Origin of the sequence: Streptomyces aculeolatus (genome assembly GCF_020400605.1) — a bacterium.
Lineage (GTDB): Bacteria > Actinomycetota > Actinomycetes > Streptomycetales > Streptomycetaceae > Streptomyces > Streptomyces aculeolatus.
Genome location: NZ_JAINRD010000029.1, coordinates 85,986 through 104,911, shown reverse-complemented (window position 1 = coordinate 104,911; position 18,926 = coordinate 85,986). Strand labels below are relative to the sequence as shown.

Here is an 18,926-nt window from a genome sequence, read left to right as displayed (position 1 = left end):
TAGGGAGCGCGCCCGGACGCACCACGGGCTGCCGGCCCGCACCGGCATGGAGGAAGGCGGCGGAAACCCCCACGGTTCCGCCGCCTTCCGCTTGTGCGGGCGATGTCGCCCGGCGTGGCGGTGCCTACGCTTCCGCGCCTACTTCGCCGCCACCTTCTCCCCGGTCCCCGCGTCCACGACCTTGCGGCCGTCCAGCGGCGCGGACAGCTCGACCGTCTCCGTGAAGCGCTTGGCGATCTTGATGCAGACCTGGCCCGGCTCCTTCTCCTCGCCGGTGAGCCGCACCGTCACCGCGCCGCCCGACTCCTCGGCACTCGCCGCGTAGTCCGTGCACACGCCGCCCCAGAAGTGCAGCTTCAGGGTGCGCCCGTCCGCCGAGTACGACTCGATGCCCACGGTGTCCGGCCCCGTACCGCCGCTCTCCGGCTGATCCGCCGGCGCCGACGCCGGGGGCTCGGCCGGCTCCGCGGGCTCCACCTGACCGGGCGAATCCGGCGCGGAGCCGCTGTCCGTGCCGCTGTCGCCGCCCGAACCGGGGGCGCTGCCGGAAGTGCCGTCGGAGCCGCCGCCCGTGCCCGGCTCGGCGCCCGGCGCGGACGTCGGCGGGGCGGGCTCGGGGACCGGCGGCGAGCTGGGCTCGGCGGAGGCCACGTACTCCGGCGCGACGGCGAGCTGCGGCCACACGATGGCGCCCGGCTTGCCGCCGTGGAACGGGGTCGGGGAGTCGCCCGTCACCTCGAACAGCCAGGACGGCACCAGCGCCGGCCGCCCCTGCACCGACTGCGCGGAGAGCCCGAACTCGGCACCGCGCACCTTGGTCGGCGTCAGCTTGCCCAGGCACGGGTCGACCTTGCCGGCCGGCGGCTTGCGCGGTCCGGTGCCGTCCTCGTACGGCACCGCGGAGGCGCACGCCGGGGCGACCGCCGGCTCCTCGGGGGTGCTGTCCGTGCCGCCGGCGGGCTTGTTCAGCGCGTCCAGCGCCGCCCGCGCCGTGATCACCGGGTACGTGTCCGCCTCGGCCGGCTCGACCAGGTAGCCGTTGCCGCCGGTCACCTGCCCCTCCGCGCCGATCTGCAGCGACGTCTGCCACCCCGCCGTCGGCAGCCCGCCGACGACCGGCTCCGCGGTCACCGTACGGACCGCACCGAACGGCTCGGCGGACGCCACCTCGGCGTCCTGCTGGCCCACCGCCGCGAGCACCGGCTCCGCGGCCTTCTCCGCCGCGGCCTCCGGCACCGGGCCGGCCGCCGGATCACCGACGGGGGGAGCGGGTATCGCGCAGGCGGAGGACGTCGCCGCGTCCGGGTCGCCGCCGCCGTCCTGCTCCGCGGACAGCGGGAGGTCGCAGGCGTTTCCCCCGAACTGCCGGTACGTCCAGGCGCCCGGCGCCTCGGTCTGGACCTGGAGCAGCGGGCCCTGCCCGTCGCCGGAGACGCCGACGCGCCAGCCGCCGCCCTCCTGCCGGGGTTTGCCGTCCACCCCCAGCGCCTTCGCGAGGCGCGCCACGTCGGCGGCGGCGACCCGGCCCTCGGGCTTGAACACCGGCGCCTCGGCCGGCCCTTCGGGCAGTTCGCCGACGACCTGCAGCGGCCCGCCCCCGCCGGCCGCCGCGGTCTCCACGGAGAGCCCGTCGAGGCGCAGCGTCGGCGGCTCGCCTTTGCCGGCCCCGCCGTCGCCGTCGTCCGTCCGGTCCACGACGTACGCGACGCCGCCGCCGGTGAGCATCACCGCGACCGCGACGGCCGCGGCCGCCAGCGCGCCGGGGCGGCGCCTGCCCGAGCCCGGGCCGCCCAGGTCGCCGCGGTCGCCGGGGTCGTCGGCGTTGCGGCCGTCCGGCCCGGCCGCGCGGGCGTGCGCCGGCTCGGGCTCGGGTGCGGACCCTGGGGGGTGCTCGGTGCTCACCGTTCGGCTCCTTCGTCGGGGATGCCGATGGGACGCCGGTCACGCGGATCCGGTTCCCACCGAAGGGGAACCGGCCGGGCGGAGAGGTCAGTCGCCGTACTCGGACATGCCGCGGAGCAGGTCCGCGGACGCCGTCGGCACCATGATCCGGGCCAGCCCGCTGATCCGGGCGTCCGGCACGTGTCCTGCGGGGATGCGCGCGTGACCCGACCAGTGCGGCGCCATCCTGGCGCAGTCGGTGCGCAGCTCGGCCAGGCCGCCGTCCAGCTCCAGGGGCGCGGTGTTCCGGAAGGCCGCCGGCGGGTGGGGGGTGGCGGAGGCCCGCATGTCCTTCTGCATACCTCGACCGTACGCACCGGCGGCGAGGAGTGGTAAGACCTACTATCAGGTAGTTTTGGCCGGGTCGAACCCGTCCGGAGGCGGGTATTCAGCCGGTAGCGTGAGCACTACCCGCGTTACCTGCCCCGCCTACAGGAGGGTACGCCGTGCGAATTGCCGTTTCCGGCTCCATTGCGACCGACCATCTCATGACCTTCCCCGGTCGGTTCTCCGATCAGCTGGTCGCCGACCAGCTGCACACCGTCTCGCTGTCCTTCCTCGTCGACGAACTGGACGTGCGCCGCGGTGGAGTCGGGCCCAACATCTGCTTCGGCATGGGTCAGCTCGGTGCCCGTCCGATCCTCGTCGGCGCGGCCGGCGCAGACTTCGGCGAGTACCGCGACTGGCTGGAGCGGCACGGGGTCGACACCGGCTCCGTACGCATCTCCGAGGTGCTGCACACCGCGCGCTTCGTCGTCACCACCGACGCCGACCACAACCAGATCGGCTCCTTCTACACCGGCGCGATGAGCGAGGCGCGGCTGATCGAGCTGAAGACCGTCGCCGACCGCGTCGGCGGCCTCGACCTCGTCTCCATCGGCGCCGACGACCCCGAGGCGATGCTGCGCCACACGGAGGAGTGCCGCACCCGCGGCATCCCCTTCGCCGCCGACTTCTCCCAGCAGATCGCCCGCATGGACGGCGACGGCATCCGCACCCTCACCGAGGGCGCCGCCTTCCTCTTCTCCAACGAGTACGAGAAGGGGCTGATCGAGTCCAAGACCGGCTGGGGCGACGAGGAGCTGCTGACCCACGTCGGCACCCGCGTGACCACGCTCGGCGCCCGCGGCGTGCGCATCGACCGCGCCGGCGAGGAGCCGATCCTCGTCGGCTGCCCGGAGGAGGAGCGCAAGGCGGACCCGACGGGCGTCGGCGACGCCTTCCGCGCCGGCTTCCTGTCCGGGCTGAGCTGGGGCGTGAGCATGGAGCGGGCGGCGCAGCTCGGCTGCATGCTGGCGACGCTGGTCATCGAGACCGTGGGCCCGCAGGAGTACGAGCTGCGGCGCAGCAACTTCGTCGAGCGCTTCACCAAGGCGTACGGGCAGGACGCCGCCGCCGAGGTCCACGAGCACCTGCCCGAGACGGCACGCGACTAGGGACTGTCCCCAGCGCACAACCGGGCGCCCGGCCGTACGAGCCGGGCGCCCGCGGCGTACGGCCGCCGCGCGCCTCCCCCGTACGGACCGGCGCCGCTCAGCTCGTGCGCCGCACCCGGTAGCCCGTGCCCCCGCCGTCCGCCGGCTCCTCGCCCACGTACTCCTGCCCGCGCATCCCGCACCAGGCCGGGATGTCCAGCCGCGCCGCCTCGTCGTCCGACAGCACCAGCGCCGTGCCGCCCACCGGCACCCGGTCGAAGGCCTTCGCCAGCTCGATGACGGGGATCGGGCAGCGCCGCCCGCGGGCGTCGACCACCAGCTCGCCGGCCGCCGGCGCCGCCTCCGCCGCGCCGTGCGCGGGCACGCCCAGCTCCGCGCGCACCCCGGCGACGGCCTCCTGGAGCGCCCGCAGGAAGCCCTCGACCTGCTCCGCCGTCGTCCCGGGCGGCAGCGACACGCGCACGTTGCCCTCGGACAACACGCCCATGGCCTTGAGCACATGGCTCGGGGTCAGCGTGCTCGACGTGCACGACGACCCGGAGGAGACCGAGTACCCCGCCCGGTCCAGGGCGTGCAGCAGCGCCTCGCCGTCGACGTACAGACAGGAGAACGTCACCAGGTGCGGCAGCCGGCGCTCCGGGTCGCCGACCACCTCCACGTCCGCGACCGTCTCCGGCACCCGCGCGCGGATCCGGTCCACCAGCGCCCGCAGCCGGGCGTCCTCGGCCGCCGCCTCCGCGCGTACGGCGCGCAGCGAAGCGGCCGTCGCGACGATCGCCGGGATGTTCTCGAACCCGGGCGCGCGGCCCGACTCCCGCTCGTCCGCCGGGCCCGGTGGCGCGAAGCGCGTCCCCTTGCGCACCACGAGCAGCCCCACGCCGGGCGGGCCGCCCCACTTGTGCGCGCTCCCGGCCAGCAGCGACCACGGCCCCTCGACGCGCCCCCAGCCCAGCGACTGGGCCGCGTCCACCAGCAGCGGCACCCCGGCGGCGCGGCACTCCGCGGCCGCCTCGGCGACCGGCTGCTCGGTGCCCACCTCGTGGTTGGCGGACTGCAGACAGGCCAGCGCGGTGTCGGCACGCAGCGCCTCGGCGTACGAACCGGGCGCCACCCGGCCGCCGCGGTCGACGGGCACGTACGTCACGTCCCCGCCCGCCGCGCCGCTGCCCCCGCCCGCGGCGCCGCCGTTCCCGGCCGCCGCCCGGTCACCGTGGGCCTCGGCCGAATGGAGGACGGCCGAGTGTTCGACCGCCGACACCACCAGGTGCCGGCCGGTACGGCGGCGGCCCGCCAGCGCCCCGGCGATCCCGTCGTGCACCGCGCGCGTACCCGAGGAGGTGAACACCAGCTCGTCCGGCCGGCAGCCGACCAGTTCCGCGGTGGTCTCGCGCGCGGCGTCCAGGAGGCGCCGCGCCCGGCGGCCCTCCCGGTACAGCCGGGCCGGGTCGGCCCAGCCCTCGTCGAGCGCGGCGAGCAGGGCCTGCCGGGCGATCGGGTGAAGGGGGGCGGACGACGCGGCGTCGAAGTACGGCACACGACCACGCTAACCCCTGGTCCGGGCGGCGGGGCGCACGGCGGCGGGGCGCCGACGGGGGACCGGCGGGACGGAGTTGGCGGCCCTCGCCACCCCTTCGGAGTGCCCCCGGCGCGCCAGGGCACCCTCCCCGAGCGACCCCAAATGGCGTCCAGTAGGGTTTGCTCCGCGTAAACATCCAAACCTGCTGCCCGCGCGCCCGAAGGGACCGTGGGCGAGACTCTCGGGAAGGCGCTACGTGAGTCACAACGGCTCCGACCTCCCCCGCGGCCGCAAGGCGACCGCGGGAGGTACCCGCTCGCCGCGGCGCACGATGCGGCGAAGGCTGCCGCAGGCGCTGGCCGCGGGCCTGGTCCTGGTCACCCTCTCCGGTTGCACCTACAAGGACTTCCCCCGTCTGGGCATGCCCTCGCCGGCCACCGAGGAGGCGCCGCGGATCCTCTCCCTGTGGCAGGGCTCCTGGGCGGCCGCGCTGGCCGTCGGGGTCATCGTCTGGGGTCTGATCCTGTGGAGCGTCATCTTCCACCGCCGCTCCAGGACCAAGATCGAGGTCCCGGCCCAGGTCCGGTACAACCTGCCCATCGAGGCGCTGTACACGGTCGTCCCGCTGATCGTCGTGGCGGTGTTCTTCTACTTCACCGCGCGTGACGAGAGCAAGCTGCTGGAGACGTCGGAGAAGCCGGACCACGTCGTCAACATCGTCGGCTACCAGTGGAGCTGGGGCTTCAACTACCTGGAGAACGTGGACGGCGACGCCGCCACGCCGGCGAAGCGGCCCAAGGAACTCGACGCCATCCCGGACCGGGACTACGAGGCAGTGCCGAAGGGCGCCGAGGGCGTCTACGACTACGGCGTGCCCGCGAGCGAGGACGAGGACACCGGCAACCCGGGCCCCACGCTGGTCCTCCCCAAGGGTGAGACGGTCCAGTTCGTGCTGACCTCCCGGGACGTCATCCACTCCTTCTGGGTGGTGCCGTTCCTGATGAAGCAGGACGTCATCCCCGGCCACACCAACGTCTTCGAGGTGACCCCCAACAAGGAGGGCACCTTCATGGGCAAGTGCGCCGAGCTGTGCGGCGCGGACCACTCCCGGATGCTCTTCAACGTGAAGGTGGTCTCCCCCGAGGAGTACCAGCAGCATCTCAAGGAGCTGGCCGCCAAGGGCCAGACCGGGTCGATCCCGGCGGGCATCCCTCAGACCGACGCCGCTAGGAATGCGGAGACCAATCAGCAATGAGCATCCTCAACGAACCCCAGGGTGCGGCGACCGCGGGCACGGACGAAGACACCTACGAGGACGAGGTGCCCGCGCGCCGCCGCGAGCCCGGCAACGTCGTGGTCAAGTGGATGACGACCACCGACCACAAGACGATCGGCACGCTGTACCTGGCGACGTCGTTCTTCTTCTTCATCGTCGGCGGTGTCCTGGCGCTGTTCATGCGTGCCGAGCTGGCCCGGCCGGGCACGCAGGTGATGAGCAACGAGCAGTTCAACCAGGCGTTCACGATGCACGGCACGATCATGCTGCTGATGTTCGCGACGCCGCTGTTCGCGGGCTTCGCGAACTGGATCATGCCGCTGCAGATCGGTGCGCCGGACGTCGCGTTCCCGCGGCTGAACATGTTCGCGTACTGGCTGTACCTCTTCGGGTCGCTGATCGCCGTCGCCGGCTTCATCACCCCGCAGGGCGCGGCCGACTTCGGCTGGTTCGCGTACACACCGCTCTCCGACGCGGTGCGCTCGCCGGGTGTCGGCGCCGACATGTGGATCATGGGCCTGGCGCTCTCCGGCTTCGGCACCATCCTCGGCTCGGTCAACTTCATCACGACCATCATCTGCATGCGGGCGCCGGGCCTGACGATGTTCCGGATGCCGATCTTCACCTGGAACGTGCTGCTCACCGGTGTGCTGGTGCTGCTCGCCTTCCCGGTGCTGGCCGCCGCGCTGCTCGCGCTGGAGGCGGACCGCAAGTTCGGGGCGCACATCTTCGACCCGGCGAACGGCGGAGCGCTGCTCTGGCAGCACCTCTTCTGGTTCTTCGGCCATCCAGAGGTGTACATCATCGCGCTGCCGTTCTTCGGCATCATCTCCGAGATCATCCCGGTCTTCAGCCGCAAGCCGATGTTCGGCTACATCGGCCTGGTGGCCGCCACGATCTCCATCGCCGGCCTGTCCGTGACCGTGTGGGCGCACCACATGTACGTGACAGGAGGCGTACTCCTACCGTTCTTCGCATTCATGACCATGCTGATCGCGGTGCCAACAGGAGTGAAGTTCTTCAACTGGATCGGCACGATGTGGAAGGGATCACTGAGTTTCGAGACACCGATGCTCTGGTCCATCGGCTTCCTGGTCACCTTCGCCTTCGGCGGTCTGACCGGTGTCATCCTGGCCTCGCCGCCGCTGGACTTCCACGTCTCCGACTCGTACTTCGTGGTGGCCCACTTCCACTACGTGGTCTTCGGCACCGTCGTCTTCGCGATGTTCGCGGGCTTCCACTTCTGGTGGCCCAAGTTCACCGGCAAGATGCTCGACGAGACGCTCGGAAAGATCACCTTCTGGACGCTGTTCATCGGCTTCCACGGCACGTTCCTGGTGCAGCACTGGCTGGGCGCCGAGGGCATGCCCCGGCGGTACGCGGACTATCTCGCGGCCGACGGCTTCACCGCCCTGAACACCTTCTCGACGATCAGCTCGTTCCTGCTCGGCATGTCGATGCTGCCGTTCTTCTACAACGTGTGGAAGACCGCCAAGTACGGCAAGAAGATCGAGGTCGACGACCCGTGGGGGTACGGCCGCTCGCTGGAGTGGGCCACGTCCTGCCCGCCGCCGCGGCACAACTTCACCTCGCTGCCGCGCATCCGGTCCGAATCGCCGGCCTTCGACCTGCACCATCTCGAGATCGCGGCGGCCGCGGTCGGCCACGGCCACGGCGCCGGTGACAAGACGCTCGTCGGCGGCGGCAGCGAAGGGGAAGCGAAGTGAAGATCCAGGGCCACATGTTCGGCTGGCTCGCCGCCTTCGTCCTGATCGCGGCGATCGTCTACGGCTACTGGTCGAAGGAGCCGGTCGGCACCACGGCGCTGTTCCTGGCCTTCGGCCTGACCGCGATGATCGGGTACTACCTGGTCTTCACGGCCCGCCGGGTCGACACCGGGGCGCAGGACAACAAGGAGGCGGAGGTCGCCGACGACGCCGGCGAGCTGGGCTTCTTCAGCCCGCACAGCTGGCAGCCGCTCTCCCTGGCGATCGGCGGCGCGCTCGCCTTCCTGGGCGTCGTCCTCAACTGGTGGCTGCTGTACTTCTCCATCCCCGTGATCCTGGTCGGCCTCTTCGGCTGGGTCTTCGAGTACTACCGCGGGGCGGACCAGAACCAGTAGCGCGCACTACAGCACAGCTCCGCCGAGGGGGCCGCGGCACGCCGAACGGGTGCCGCGGCCCCCTCGTTCGGCCCACACGCCGTGCGCCCGCACGGAGCATCTGCCTAGCGTGTGATCATGAGCCAAACGCCCCATCGCCGTACGGCAGTCAGTTGCTCCCTGCTGTTGGTCGCCCTCGCCCCCGGCCTCGCCGCCTGCGGTGCCGGCGGGCACCCGCTGGCCCGCGAGCCGGGGGAGCCCGCCGGACGCATCACGCTGGCCGGCCTGGCCGAGGACAGCGACCTCGCCGACCCGGCGGAGGACCTGGAGGTCACCGCCCGGGGACAGGCGCGCATCACGGACGTCACGGCCGTGGACGAGAGCGGCCGGTACGTACGCGGCCGGCTGTCCGACGACGGCCACACCTGGCGCAGCACCGTGCCGCTGGCCGCCCGGTCCCGCTACAGCGTCGAGGTGAGCACCGAGAACGACGACGGCGCCCCCGGCCGCAAGCGGCTGACGTACCGCACGTCGGAGGCGAAGACCAAGAAGCCGATGAAGGTCGAGCTGGGCCCCGACAAGGGCACGTACGGCGTCGGCCAGCCGCTGACGGTGAAGCTCGGCCGGGCGGTGAAGACCCAGGTGGAACGGGCCGTCGTCGAGCGCGGGCTGAAGGTCACCTCGGCCCCGGTGGTCGAGGGCGCCTGGTACTGGGTCGGTGACAAGGAGCTGCACTACCGCCCCCGGGAGTACTGGCCCGCCGGCGCCCGGGTCCGGCTGGAGAGCAGGCTGGAGGGCGTGAAGGTGCGCGAGGGCGTCTACGCGAGCGCCGCGAAGCCCCTCGACCTGCGGATCGGCGACCGCATCGAGGCCGTCACCGACGCCGGCTCGCACGAGATGACCGTCTTCCGCAACGGCGAGGAGATCAACACCATCCCGGTCACCACCGGCAAGGCGGGCTTCGAGACCCGCAACGGCAAGAAGGTGGTGCTGGAGAAGCAGTCGAGTGTCCGGATGACCGGCGCCAGCATCGGCGTCGGCGGCACCGGCGAGGACTACGACCTCCAGGTGTCCTACGCGACCCGGGTCACGTGGAGCGGCGAGTACGTGCACGCCGCCCCCTGGTCCGTCGGCTCACAGGGCGCCGCCAACGTCAGCCACGGCTGCACCGGGATGAGCACCGAGGACGCCGCCTGGTTCTTCAAGACCGTACGGCCCGGCGACATCGTGGAGGTCGTCAACAGCTTCGGCGAGGACATGGCCCCGTTCGGCAACGGCTTCGGGGACTGGAACCTCTCCTGGACCAAGTGGCAGGAGGGCAGCGCCCTGACGCCCGGCGTACGCGACGGAGGCGGCCCGGCCGACGCCAACCGCCTCCGGCCCGGGGTCTGAGACGCCGCGCCCGGCCGGGACGCCGCGCCCGGCCGCCGGCCCTCAGGCGCCGATCGCCAGCCGGGTGCGCAACACGCCCGCCAGGGCGTCGGCGAGCGCCGCCGGGTCGACCGGGTGCGCCACGGTGGCCTCCGCGCGGCTCCAGGTGGCCAGCCAGGCGTCCTGCGGCCGGCCGATGAGCAGCAGGACGGGCGGGCACTGGAAGATCTCGTCCTTGATCTGCCGGCACACGCCCATGCCGCCGGCGGGCACCGCCTCGCCGTCGAGCACGCAGGCGTCGATGCCGCCCCGCTCCAGCTCCGCCAACACCGCGGGGAGCGTGGCGCACTCGACGTACGCCACCGGGGGCAGATCCGCCGCGGGCCGGCGGCCTGCGGCGAGCCGGACCTGCTCGCGGGTGTTCGCGTCGTCGCTGTAGACCAGCACGTTGACCGGTGCTGCGGCCGTCGACTCCATGGTTCCTCCGGTGGTTCTCGGGCACCGCTCTCACGGCGGAGCCTACTCCGACCGGGGGGCGGCGGTGCAGTCCAGGGGCCTCTGCCGGGCCCTGACACTCCGAACGGCACCCCCCGGAGTGAGGCGGGGATAAGGGACCGACATAATGTCGGACGTGGCGACAGCAACAGCAGCAGTAGAGACCGGGCACGCGCACCCGTCGGTCAACCGACCGAACCTCACCAGCGTCGGAACCATCATCTGGTTGAGTTCCGAGCTGATGTTCTTCGCGGCCCTCTTCGCGATGTACTTCACCCTGCGTTCGGTGATGGGAGCGGACTACTGGAGGGAACAGGCCGAGACCCTGAACGTTCCGTTCGCGCTCGGCAACACCACGATCCTGGTGCTCTCCTCGCTCACCTGCCAGCTCGGCGTGTTCGCGGCCGAGCGCGGTGACGTGAAGAAGCTGCGCATGTGGTTCACGGTGACCTTCATCATGGGTGCCGTCTTCATCGGCGGACAGGTCACCGAGTACGTGGAGCTGGTGCACGAGGGCATCTCGCTCTCCTCCGGCCCGTACGGCTCGGCGTTCTATCTGACCACCGGCTTCCACGGACTGCACGTGACGGGCGGACTGATCGCCTTCCTGCTGGTCCTGGGGCGCACCTACGCGGCCAGACGGTTCACCCACCAGCAGGCGACCTCCGCGATCGTCGTGTCCTACTACTGGCACTTCGTCGACGTGGTCTGGATCGGACTGTTCGCCACGATCTACTTGATCAAGTAACCGGCCGGGGAGCCGGCACCGAGAAGCACACCGACGCTGAAGATCCTGATACCGGGGTAATCCGTGAAAAAGCTCTCCGCACGACGGCGCCATCCGCTGGCGGCGCTTGTCGTCCTACTCATTGCGCTGGCGGCCACCGGGGGGCTGTACGCCACTTTCGCGCCCACGGGCAAGGCACAGGCCGAAGAGACCAGTCAGTCCCTCGCCGTGGAGGAGGGGCAGAAGCTCTTCCGGGTCGGCTGCGCGTCCTGCCACGGCACCGGCGGCCAGGGCTCCAGCGACGGCCCCAGCCTGGTGGGCGTAGGCGCGGCGGCGGTGGACTTCCAGGTCGCCACGGGCCGGATGCCCCTGCAGCAGCAGGGCGCCCAGGCGCCGAAGAAGCCGAACATCTACACCCAGAAGGAGATCGACCAGCTCGCCGCGTACGTCGCCTCCCTGGGCCCCGGCCCCGCGGTCCCCGAGGAGAGCCAGTACGACCCGGCGGGCGGCGACGTCGCCCGCGGCGGTGACCTGTTCCGCACCAACTGCGCGCAGTGCCACAACTTCACGGGCAAGGGCGGTGCGCTGACGGACGGCAAGTACGCGCCGAACATCGACGGCGTCGACCCGAAGCACATGTACGAGGCGATGCAGACCGGCCCGCAGAACATGCCGTCCTTCCCCGACAAACTGCTGACGACCACGGACAAGCAGGACATCATCGCCTACCTCGACGAGGTCGGGGGCGACGAGGCCGAGTCGCCGGGCGGCTTCAGCCTCGGTGGCCTCGGCCCGGTGAGCGAGGGTCTGTTCGCCTGGGTCTTCGGGCTCGGGGCCCTCGTCGTCCTGACGATCTGGATCACCGCCCGGAGTGCAAAGGCCAGGAAGTCATGAGTAGCCAGGCTGGACCTGACAACGAGAACAACGGCGAGCACCTGCCGACCGTCCGGGAGGGCGAAGAGGGCAAGGGTGTCGCGGTCGAGGAGCGCGACCCGTTCGCCAACCCCGGCCTGCCGCCGCACGAGCCGCGCAAGCAGGACATCGACGAGCGGGCCGCCAAGCGCTCCGAGCGCACCGTGGCGCTGCTCTTCACGGTGTCGATGCTCGCGACCGTCGCCTTCATCGCGGCGTTCGTCGCCATCGACGTCGACAAGATCGTCTACATCTTCCCGCTCGGCCGCGTCAGCGCGCTGAACTTCGCCCTCGGCGTCACCCTGGGCATCGCGCTCTTCACCATCGGCGCCGGCGCCATCCACTGGTCCCGCACGCTGATGTCGGACGTGGAGGTCATCCAGGAGCGCCACCCGATCGCGGCCACGGAAGAGACCGAGGCCATCAGCAAGGCCGACTGGCGGCAGGGCACCGAGGAATCGGCGATCGGCAGCCGCAAGATCATCCGGCGGACCATGCTCGGCGCGCTCACGCTCGTGCCGCTCGCCGGCGTCGTCCTGCTGCGCGACCTGGGCCCGCTGCCCGGCACCAAGCTGCGCGAGACCATGTGGGCCAAGGGCAAGCTGCTCATCAACATGAACACCGACGAGCCGCTGCGCCCCGCGGACATCACCGTGGGCTCGCTCTCCTTCGCCAAGCCCGAGGGGCTGAAGGAAGGCGACCACAACTTCAACAACGAAATCGCCAAGGCGGCCCTGATGCTCGTCCGGATCCACCCGGGCGACATCAAGGACCGGAAGTCGGCGGACTGGGGACACGAGGGCATCCTGGCCTACTCCAAGATCTGCACGCACGTCGGCTGCCCCGTCAGCCTGTACGAGCAGCAGACGCACCACGTGCTGTGCCCGTGCCACCAGTCGACGTTCGACCTGTCCGACGGCGCGCGCGTGCTCTTCGGCCCGGCGGGGCACCCCCTGCCGCAGCTGCGGATCACGGTCAATGACGAGGGCTATCTGTACGCGCTCGGCGACTTCGACGAGCCGGTCGGCCCGAGCTTCTGGGAGCGCGGATGAGCACCACCACGACAAACACACGCCGCAACCCGCCGAGCAGAGGCGAGCGGATCGCCGACTGGACGGACGCCCGGCTCGGTCTGCACGGCGCCGGCCGCAAGAACATCCGGAAGATCTTCCCCGATCACTGGTCGTTCCTGCTCGGCGAGATCGCCATGTACACCTTCCTGATCGTGCTGCTGACCGGCGTGTACCTGACGCTGTTCTTCAAGCCGAGCATGGCGGAGATGACGTACCACGGGTCGTACGCGCCGATGAACGGCGTGCACATGACCGAGGCGTACGCCTCCACGCTGGACATCAGCTTCGACGTCCGCGGCGGCCTGCTCGTCCGGCAGATCCACCACTGGTCCGCGCTGATCTTCATCGCGGCCATGGCGACGCACATGATGCGCGTCTTCTTCACCGGCGCGTTCCGCAAGCCGCGCGAGGTCAACTGGCTCTTCGGCTTCACGCTGCTGGTCCTCGGCTGCGTCGCCGGCTTCACCGGCTACTCGCTGCCCGACGACCTGCTCTCCGGCACCGGCGTCCGCTTCATGGAGGGCGCCACGCTGGCCACCCCGGTGATCGGCACGTACCTGGCGTTCTTCCTCTGGGGCGGTGAGTTCCCCGGGACGGACATCATTCCGAGATTCTTCGCGGTGCACGTGCTGCTGGTGCCCGGGATCATGCTGGGGCTCTTCCTCATCCACCTGATCCTGATCTTCTACCACAAGCACACCCAGTTCGCGGGCGCCGGGAAGACCAACGACAACGTCGTGGGCGCGCCCTTCATGCCGGTGTACGTGGCGAAGGCGGGCGGGTTCTTCTTCCTCGTCTTCGGCGTGGTCACGCTGCTCGCGGGAATGTTCACCATCAACCCGGTCTGGGATCTCGGACCCTACCGACCAGATCTGGTCTCCACCGGAGCCCAACCGGACTGGTATATGGGCTGGACCGAGGGTCTGATCCGGTTCATGCCAGGGTGGGAATGGGTCATCCCGGGCGGATACACGATCAACTTCGGGGTCTTCATCCCGCTGATGATCGTGGGCGTCATCCCGACAGCGATCGTCGTCTACCCGTTCTTCGAGTCCTGGGTCACCGGCGACCGCCGCGAGCACCACATCCTGGACCGCCCGCGCAACGTGCCCACCCGCACCGGCTTCGGTGTGGCCTGGCTGACCTGGGTGTTCGTGCTGCTCATGGCCGGCGGCAACGACCTGTGGGCCACGCACTTCCACCTCTCGATCGAAGCGATCACCTGGTTCGTGCGGATCGCCTTCTTCGTCGCCCCGGTGCTGGCCTTCTGGATCACCCGGCGCATCTGCCTCGGGCTGCAGCGGCGGGACCGCGAGAAGGTCCTGCACGGCCGGGAGACGGGCATCATCAAGCGGCTGCCGCACGGCGAGTTCATCGAGGTGCACGAGCCGCTGTCGCAGGAGCAGATGCACGTCCTCACCTCGCACGACCAGCACACCCCGCTGGAGCTCGGCCCGACGGTCGACGACAACGGCGTGGTGCGCAAGCAGAGCCCGGTGGAGAAGCTGCGGGTCAAGCTGTCGCAGAGCTACTACGGCGAGGCCGGCCAGATCCCGAAGCCGACCCGGCGCGAGTACGAGGAGATCACCAGCGGGCACGGGCACCACTAGGGCCCGTCCACCGTCGAACGATCGCCGCAGGGGTCCCCGTCCAGCAGTTGGACGGGGGCCCTTCGGCGTATTCTGCGCTCGATAGGCTGACGCCCGACAACTGAGACGACCCGCGGGGACGGTGTGCCATGAGCGTGGAGACGGCAGCAGGAGGCGACAGCTCGGCGGCGCGTTCCTGGCCGGACGTCATCAGCGCGCTGATCGCCGGCCAGGACCTGGGCGCCGAGGACACCGCCTGGGCCATGGACCAGATCATGTCGGGCACCGCGAGCAACGCGCAGATCGCCGGCTTCGCGGTCGCCCTGCGCGCCAAGGGCGAGACGGTCGCGGAGATCTCCGGCCTGGTGCGCACGATGTACGAGCACGCCAACACCATCGCCGTCCCCGGCCCGACGGTCGACGTCGTGGGCACCGGCGGCGACCGGGCCCGTACGGTCAACATCTCCACCATGTCCGCGATCGTCGTCGCCGGGACCGGCGCGAAGGTCGTCAAGCACGGCAACCGGGCCGCGTCCTCCGCCTCCGGCGCCTCCGACGTGCTGGAGAAGCTGGGGGTCAACCTCGACCTCACCCCCGCGCGGGTCGCCGAGGTCGCGGAGGAGGCCGGCATCACGTTCTGCTTCGCGGTCAAGTTCCACCCCGCGATGCGGCACGTCGCGCAGACCCGCAAGGAGCTGGGTGTCAGCACCCCCTTCAACTTCCTCGGCCCGCTCACCAACCCGGCCCGGGTCGGGGCGCAGGCCACCGGCGTCGCGGACGCCCGGATGGCGCCGATCATGGCCGGTGTGCTGGCCGAGCGCGGCACCTCGGCGCTCGTCTTCCGCGGCGACGACGGACTGGACGAGCTGACGACGACGGCCACGTCCCAGGTGTGGACGGTGCGCGGCGGCGCGGTGCGGCAGGAGGGCTTCGACCCGCGGGACGTGGGCATCGAGCTGGTGCCCGTGGAGGCGCTGCGCGGCGCCGACGCCTCGTACAACGCCGACGTCGCCCGCCGGCTGCTCGCCGGCGAGACCGGCCCCGTGCGCGACGCCGTGCTGCTCAACGCGGCGGCGGCGCTCACGGCGCTGGACCCGGACGGGGCCGGCGCGCTGCCGGACCGGATCGCGGCGGGCATCGTGCGGGCCGCGGAGTCCATCGACTCCGGCTCGGCGCTGCGGGTGCTGGAGCGCTGGGTCGCGGCCAGCAACCGCTGACGCGGGCCGGGGGCTCTCCGCGGCGGGCCGCCCCCGGCCGATTTCCGGAGAGTTGCGGACAGTCCGGGCAACCGGGTTGCGCCGCGGCTCTCCGGTGCGCATACTCCTGACCAGGTCACGAGCGACAGCGATCAAGGCCCCGGCCCGCTGTCCGGCAACCCTCCGTCCGTGGCGGGGTGCCCCGGGTGATGACCGGGCCGCAGGCAGCAAGGTCTGCGGCAAGCGCGGACCCCTCGCGAATCCAGGGGTCCTGGTCGGCCGAGGGAGTACCGCCGTGAGCAAGCGAATGCGCTAGGGGCCATCCGCCCCGCCGCCGCTGCGCGCACCGTCCCGCTGTCCCGCTGTTCCGCACCGGGTCCCACCGAATTCCCGCCGGGCTTTCCCCCGGCCGGGCTCCGGCAGGCGGCGCGCGCGTCTCTTCCGGGCCGTACGGGCCCGTCTCCACCCCGCATCTCCACGCCTGCTCACGGGAGTTACGCATGTCCGCGTCCACGCTCGCCTCCGCCTGTCTGCCCGTCCTCGGCCGCGAGGTCCGCGCCCCGCTCGTCACCGGCGGCGACGCCGAATACGCCGCCCTGGACTACGCCGCCAGCGCCCCGGCGCTCCAGCGCGTCTGGGACGACGTCGCCGCCTACGCGCCGTACTACGGCAGCGTGCACCGCGGCGCCGGCTACCTGTCGCAGCTGTCCACCGAGCTGTTCGAGTCCAGCCGCGCGACGGTCGCCGGGTTCCTCGGCTGCCGCCCCGACGACCAGGTCGTCTTCACCCGCTCCACCACCGACTCGCTCAACCTGCTGGCGACCGCGCTGCCGCCGGGGACCGAGGTCTACGTCTTCGAGACCGAGCACCACGCCGCCCTGCTGCCCTGGCAGCACACCGGGTCCGCGGCCGGCCGCGTCACCGTGCTCGCCGCGCCGAGCAGCCCCGGGCAGGCCGTCGCGGCGCTGGACTCCGCGCTCGCCGCGCGGGTCGGCGACGGCCCCGCGCTGGTGTGCGTCACCGGCGCCTCGAACGTGACCGGCGAGCTGTGGCCCGTACGGGAGCTGACGGCGGCCGCGCACCGGCACGGGGCGCGGCTGGTCCTCGACGCGGCGCAGCTGGCGCCGCACCACCCGGTGGACGTGGCCGAACTGGGCGTGGACTGGGTCGCGTTCTCCGGGCACAAGCTGTACGCGCCCTTCGGCGCCGGGGTGCTCGCCGGCCGGGCGGACTGGCTCCGGGCCGCGCCGCCGTACCTCGCGGGCGGCGGCGCCAGCCGGCGGGTGCTGCGGGCCGAGGGCGGGGGAGTGGACGTCGAGTGGCAGACGACGGCGGCGCGGCACGAGGCGGGGTCGCCGAACGTCATCGGCGCGTACGCCATCGCGTCGGCGTGCAAGGCGCTGGCGGAGGCCGGATTCGACGCGCTGGTGGCGCGGGAGCGGGCGCTGGTGGCGCGGGTCCTCGACGGGCTCGCGGCGCTGCCGGGGGTGCGGGTGCTGTCGCTGTTCGGCGCGGACGCGGCGCGGGTGGGGGTGATCTCGTTCGTGGTCGACGGCTGGAGCAGCTCGCACCTGGCGGCGGCGCTGTCGGCGGAGCACGGGATCGGGGTGCGGGACGGGCTGTTCTGCGCGCACCCGCTGGTACGGGCACTGCTCGGCGAGGCCGGCGAGTCGGCGGAGTGCGGGGGCGGCGCGGGGGACGCGGAGCGGCCGCTGAACGCGGTGCGGGTGAGCTTCGGGGCGGGGACGCCGGACGAGCACGTGGACCGGTTCCTGGCGGCGCTCGGGTCGCTGGTGCGCGACGGGGCGCGGTGGTCGTACCGCACGGTGGACGGCCGCTGCGTACCCGCCTCCGGCGAGGACCGGACCGCGACCGCGGCCTGACCCCGCGGGCGGCTGCCGGCCGGGTCCGGCTGCCGGCCGGTGCGCTTGCTTCCGGCTGCTGGCCGGGGACGGGACCGGGGGCACGTCCTCGCGCGGCACCGACACTTCCGGCCGCCATCGCTGCTCATCCCCGCGCTGCGGGCGCGCCCCCGCCCCCTCCGTCCCGCCCGCGACCGCCGGTCGAGCGCCCCTCCGCCGTCCTCACCGGCTCGGGCGCCGGCCGCACGGCCATCGCGCCGATCAGCACCATCCGCAGCGTCCGCTCGGCCGCGTCCGCCAGGAACTCCCGGGCGTGCAGCAGCGCTTCGGGCAGCGCCATCGGGCCGGGGATGATGGTCCCGTAGGCGTCGACGCCGGTGCCGTGGACCTCGTGCGCGCCCTCGCCGAGGGTGCCGGCGAGCGCCAGGACGGGGCGGCCGTGGAGCTTCGCGCGGCGCGCCACCTCCGCGGGCACCTTGCCGCGGGGCGTCTGGTGGTCGAGGGCGCCCTCCGCGGTGATGACCAGGTCGGCGGCGGCCAGCCGGGCGTCGAGGTCGAGGTGGCCGAGGAGCACGTCGAAGCGCGGCAGGAGGCGGGCGCCGACCGCCGCGAGGCCCGCGCCGAGGCCGCCGGAGGCGCCGGTACCGGCGCCCAGGCGCAGGTCCGTGCCGGGGGCCGGGAGGTCCCGGGCGAGGACGCCGGCCCAGCGGTCGAGGGCGGCGGCCAGCTCCTCTACCTGCCGCGGGGAGGCGCCTTTCTGCGGGCCGAAGACGCGGGCGACGCCGCGCGGGCCGCACAGCACGTTGTACGGGTTGCAGGCCACCAGCAGCTCCGTCCCGGCGAGCCGCGGGTCGAGCCCCGAGGCGTCGATGCGCGCGAGGCGGGCCAGGGCGGTGCCGCCGGGGGCGAGATCGCGCCCGTCGGCGTCGAACAGCCGGGCGCCCAGGGCGGTCAGGGCGCCGGCGCCGCCGTCGGAGGTGCCGGAGTCGCCGCAGCCGACGATGATGCGCCGCACACCGTGGTCGAGCGCGGCGCGGATCAGCTCGCCGACCCCGTACGTCGTCGTGCCGCCCGGGTCGCGCCGGGGGCGGGGGACGAGGGCGAGGCCCGCGACGGCCGCCATCTCCACCACCGCCGTCGTGCCGTCGCCGAGGAGCCCGAAGTGCGTCTCCAGCCGGTCGCCGACCGGCCCGGTGGCGGCGAGCGGGACGAGCCGCCCGCCGGTGGCGGCGGTCAGGGCCTGCGCCGTGCCCTCGCCGCCGTCGACGAGCGGGATCAGGTCGACCGCGGCGTCGGGCAGCACCCGGCCGACGCCTTCGGCGATGGCCTCGGCGGCGGCCTCGGCGGACAGGGACTCCTTGAAGCCGCTGGGGGCGACGACGACGCGGTCGAGCATGAGGTCTCCTGAGGGTCGGAGGGGTGTACGAGGGG

General features: G+C 72.5%; 16 protein-coding genes and 1 riboswitch. Of the genes, 11 read left to right on the top strand and 5 right to left on the bottom strand.

Annotation, left to right across the window (positions count from 1 at the left end; all coding sequences use genetic code 11):
• Positions 1 to 138: 138 nt before the first annotated feature.
• Both LG396_RS34265 and LG396_RS34260 read right to left on the bottom strand, forming a co-directional pair.
• Positions 139 to 1,902 carry a hypothetical protein gene (locus LG396_RS34265; protein ID WP_225797719.1) on the bottom strand — a complete coding sequence of 588 codons (1,764 nt, stop codon included), beginning with the start codon at positions 1,900 to 1,902 and terminating at the stop codon, positions 139 to 141.
• 87 nt (positions 1,903 to 1,989) lie between these two features.
• Positions 1,990 to 2,241, bottom strand: a complete 252-nt coding sequence (locus LG396_RS34260) for a hypothetical protein (protein WP_018837631.1) — start codon at positions 2,239 to 2,241, stop codon at positions 1,990 to 1,992.
• A gap of 146 nt (positions 2,242 to 2,387) precedes the next feature.
• Here LG396_RS34260 and LG396_RS34255 point away from each other — a divergent pair, with 146 nt between their 5' ends.
• Entirely contained in the window at positions 2,388 to 3,377 is a 990-nt protein-coding gene (locus LG396_RS34255; RefSeq protein ID WP_026276387.1) for a carbohydrate kinase family protein, read from the top strand.
• 97 nt (positions 3,378 to 3,474) lie between these two features.
• On the opposite strand, the gene LG396_RS34250 is transcribed toward LG396_RS34255, so the two are convergent.
• A complete protein-coding gene (locus tag LG396_RS34250; protein WP_225797718.1) occupies positions 3,475 to 4,911 on the bottom strand; it encodes a cysteine desulfurase/sulfurtransferase TusA family protein in 1,437 nt (478 codons plus the stop codon).
• 238 nt (positions 4,912 to 5,149) lie between these two features.
• Between LG396_RS34250 and ctaC the strand changes: the two genes are divergently transcribed.
• The 4 genes from ctaC (at position 5,150) to LG396_RS34230 (ending at position 9,662) form a co-directional block, all read left to right on the top strand.
• Positions 5,150 to 6,148 (top strand): aa3-type cytochrome oxidase subunit II, encoded by a 999-nt coding sequence (ctaC, locus tag LG396_RS34245; protein ID WP_225797717.1) that lies wholly within the window; start codon positions 5,150 to 5,152, stop codon positions 6,146 to 6,148.
• Positions 6,145 to 7,896, top strand: coding sequence for an aa3-type cytochrome oxidase subunit I (ctaD, locus tag LG396_RS34240; RefSeq protein WP_225797716.1), 1,752 nt, complete (start codon positions 6,145 to 6,147; stop codon positions 7,894 to 7,896). Before ctaC ends, ctaD begins: the two co-directional genes overlap by 4 nt.
• Entirely contained in the window at positions 7,893 to 8,291 is a 399-nt protein-coding gene (locus LG396_RS34235) for a cytochrome c oxidase subunit 4 (RefSeq protein WP_018837636.1), read from the top strand. Before ctaD ends, LG396_RS34235 begins: the two co-directional genes overlap by 4 nt.
• 117 nt (positions 8,292 to 8,408) lie before the next feature.
• Positions 8,409 to 9,662 (top strand): L,D-transpeptidase, encoded by a 1,254-nt coding sequence (locus tag LG396_RS34230; RefSeq protein WP_225797715.1) that lies wholly within the window; start codon positions 8,409 to 8,411, stop codon positions 9,660 to 9,662.
• 42 nt (positions 9,663 to 9,704) lie between these two features.
• On the opposite strand, the gene LG396_RS34225 is transcribed toward LG396_RS34230, so the two are convergent.
• The gene (locus LG396_RS34225) at positions 9,705 to 10,118 is read right to left on the bottom strand and encodes a chemotaxis protein CheY (RefSeq protein ID WP_018837638.1); all 414 of its coding nucleotides are present in this window, start codon (positions 10,116 to 10,118) and stop codon (positions 9,705 to 9,707) included.
• Between the two features lie 145 nt (positions 10,119 to 10,263).
• On the opposite strand from LG396_RS34225, the gene ctaE reads away from it, so the two are divergent.
• The 6 genes from ctaE to LG396_RS34195 all read left to right on the top strand — a co-directional run bounded on the left by ctaE (position 10,264) and on the right by LG396_RS34195 (position 17,516).
• Positions 10,264 to 10,884: an aa3-type cytochrome oxidase subunit III gene (gene ctaE / locus LG396_RS34220; protein WP_037750126.1), complete on the top strand. Its 621-nt coding sequence runs from the start codon at positions 10,264 to 10,266 to the stop codon at positions 10,882 to 10,884.
• 63 nt (positions 10,885 to 10,947) lie between these two features.
• Positions 10,948 to 11,757, top strand: coding sequence for a cytochrome bc1 complex diheme cytochrome c subunit (qcrC, locus tag LG396_RS34215; RefSeq protein WP_026276390.1), 810 nt, complete (start codon positions 10,948 to 10,950; stop codon positions 11,755 to 11,757).
• On the top strand, positions 11,754 to 12,827 hold the full coding sequence (gene qcrA, locus LG396_RS34210) for a cytochrome bc1 complex Rieske iron-sulfur subunit (RefSeq protein WP_018837641.1): 1,074 nt from the start codon (positions 11,754 to 11,756) through the stop codon (positions 12,825 to 12,827). The genes qcrC and qcrA overlap by 4 nt, the downstream gene beginning before the upstream one ends.
• Complete coding sequence (gene qcrB, locus LG396_RS34205; protein ID WP_037750122.1) at positions 12,824 to 14,458, top strand: cytochrome bc1 complex cytochrome b subunit; 1,635 nt, start codon at positions 12,824 to 12,826, stop codon at positions 14,456 to 14,458. Before qcrA ends, qcrB begins: the two co-directional genes overlap by 4 nt.
• Before the next feature lie 128 nt (positions 14,459 to 14,586).
• Positions 14,587 to 15,654, top strand: a complete 1,068-nt coding sequence (gene trpD / locus LG396_RS34200; protein WP_225797714.1) for an anthranilate phosphoribosyltransferase — start codon at positions 14,587 to 14,589, stop codon at positions 15,652 to 15,654.
• A gap of 113 nt (positions 15,655 to 15,767) precedes the next feature.
• Positions 15,768 to 15,885, top strand: a riboswitch (SAM riboswitch).
• A 248-nt stretch (positions 15,886 to 16,133) separates the two neighbouring features.
• Positions 16,134 to 17,516, top strand: coding sequence for an aminotransferase class V-fold PLP-dependent enzyme (locus LG396_RS34195; RefSeq protein WP_225797713.1), 1,383 nt, complete (start codon positions 16,134 to 16,136; stop codon positions 17,514 to 17,516).
• A gap of 124 nt (positions 17,517 to 17,640) precedes the next feature.
• Here LG396_RS34195 and LG396_RS34190 read toward each other — a convergent pair whose 3' ends face one another.
• Positions 17,641 to 18,891, bottom strand: a complete 1,251-nt coding sequence (locus LG396_RS34190) for a glycerate kinase family protein (RefSeq protein WP_225797712.1) — start codon at positions 18,889 to 18,891, stop codon at positions 17,641 to 17,643.
• Between the last annotated feature and the right edge of the window lie 35 nt (positions 18,892 to 18,926).

What these genes read in the sequence shown, in the direction of transcription:
- LG396_RS34260 (WP_018837631.1), bottom strand. Translation starts at nt 2,241, where the DNA reads ATGCAGAAGGACATGCGGGCCTCCGCCACCCCCCACCCGCCGGCGGCC.
- ctaD (WP_225797716.1), top strand. Translation starts at nt 6,145, where the DNA reads ATGAGCATCCTCAACGAACCCCAGGGTGCGGCGACCGCGGGCACGGAC.
- LG396_RS34230 (WP_225797715.1), top strand. Translation starts at nt 8,409, where the DNA reads ATGAGCCAAACGCCCCATCGCCGTACGGCAGTCAGTTGCTCCCTGCTG.
- LG396_RS34225 (WP_018837638.1), bottom strand. Translation starts at nt 10,118, where the DNA reads ATGGAGTCGACGGCCGCAGCACCGGTCAACGTGCTGGTCTACAGCGAC.
- ctaE (WP_037750126.1), top strand. Translation starts at nt 10,264, where the DNA reads ATGTCGGACGTGGCGACAGCAACAGCAGCAGTAGAGACCGGGCACGCG.
- qcrA (WP_018837641.1), top strand. Translation starts at nt 11,754, where the DNA reads ATGAGTAGCCAGGCTGGACCTGACAACGAGAACAACGGCGAGCACCTG.
- qcrB (WP_037750122.1), top strand. Translation starts at nt 12,824, where the DNA reads ATGAGCACCACCACGACAAACACACGCCGCAACCCGCCGAGCAGAGGC.
- trpD (WP_225797714.1), top strand. Translation starts at nt 14,587, where the DNA reads ATGAGCGTGGAGACGGCAGCAGGAGGCGACAGCTCGGCGGCGCGTTCC.
- LG396_RS34195 (WP_225797713.1), top strand. Translation starts at nt 16,134, where the DNA reads ATGTCCGCGTCCACGCTCGCCTCCGCCTGTCTGCCCGTCCTCGGCCGC.
- LG396_RS34190 (WP_225797712.1), bottom strand. Translation starts at nt 18,891, where the DNA reads ATGCTCGACCGCGTCGTCGTCGCCCCCAGCGGCTTCAAGGAGTCCCTG.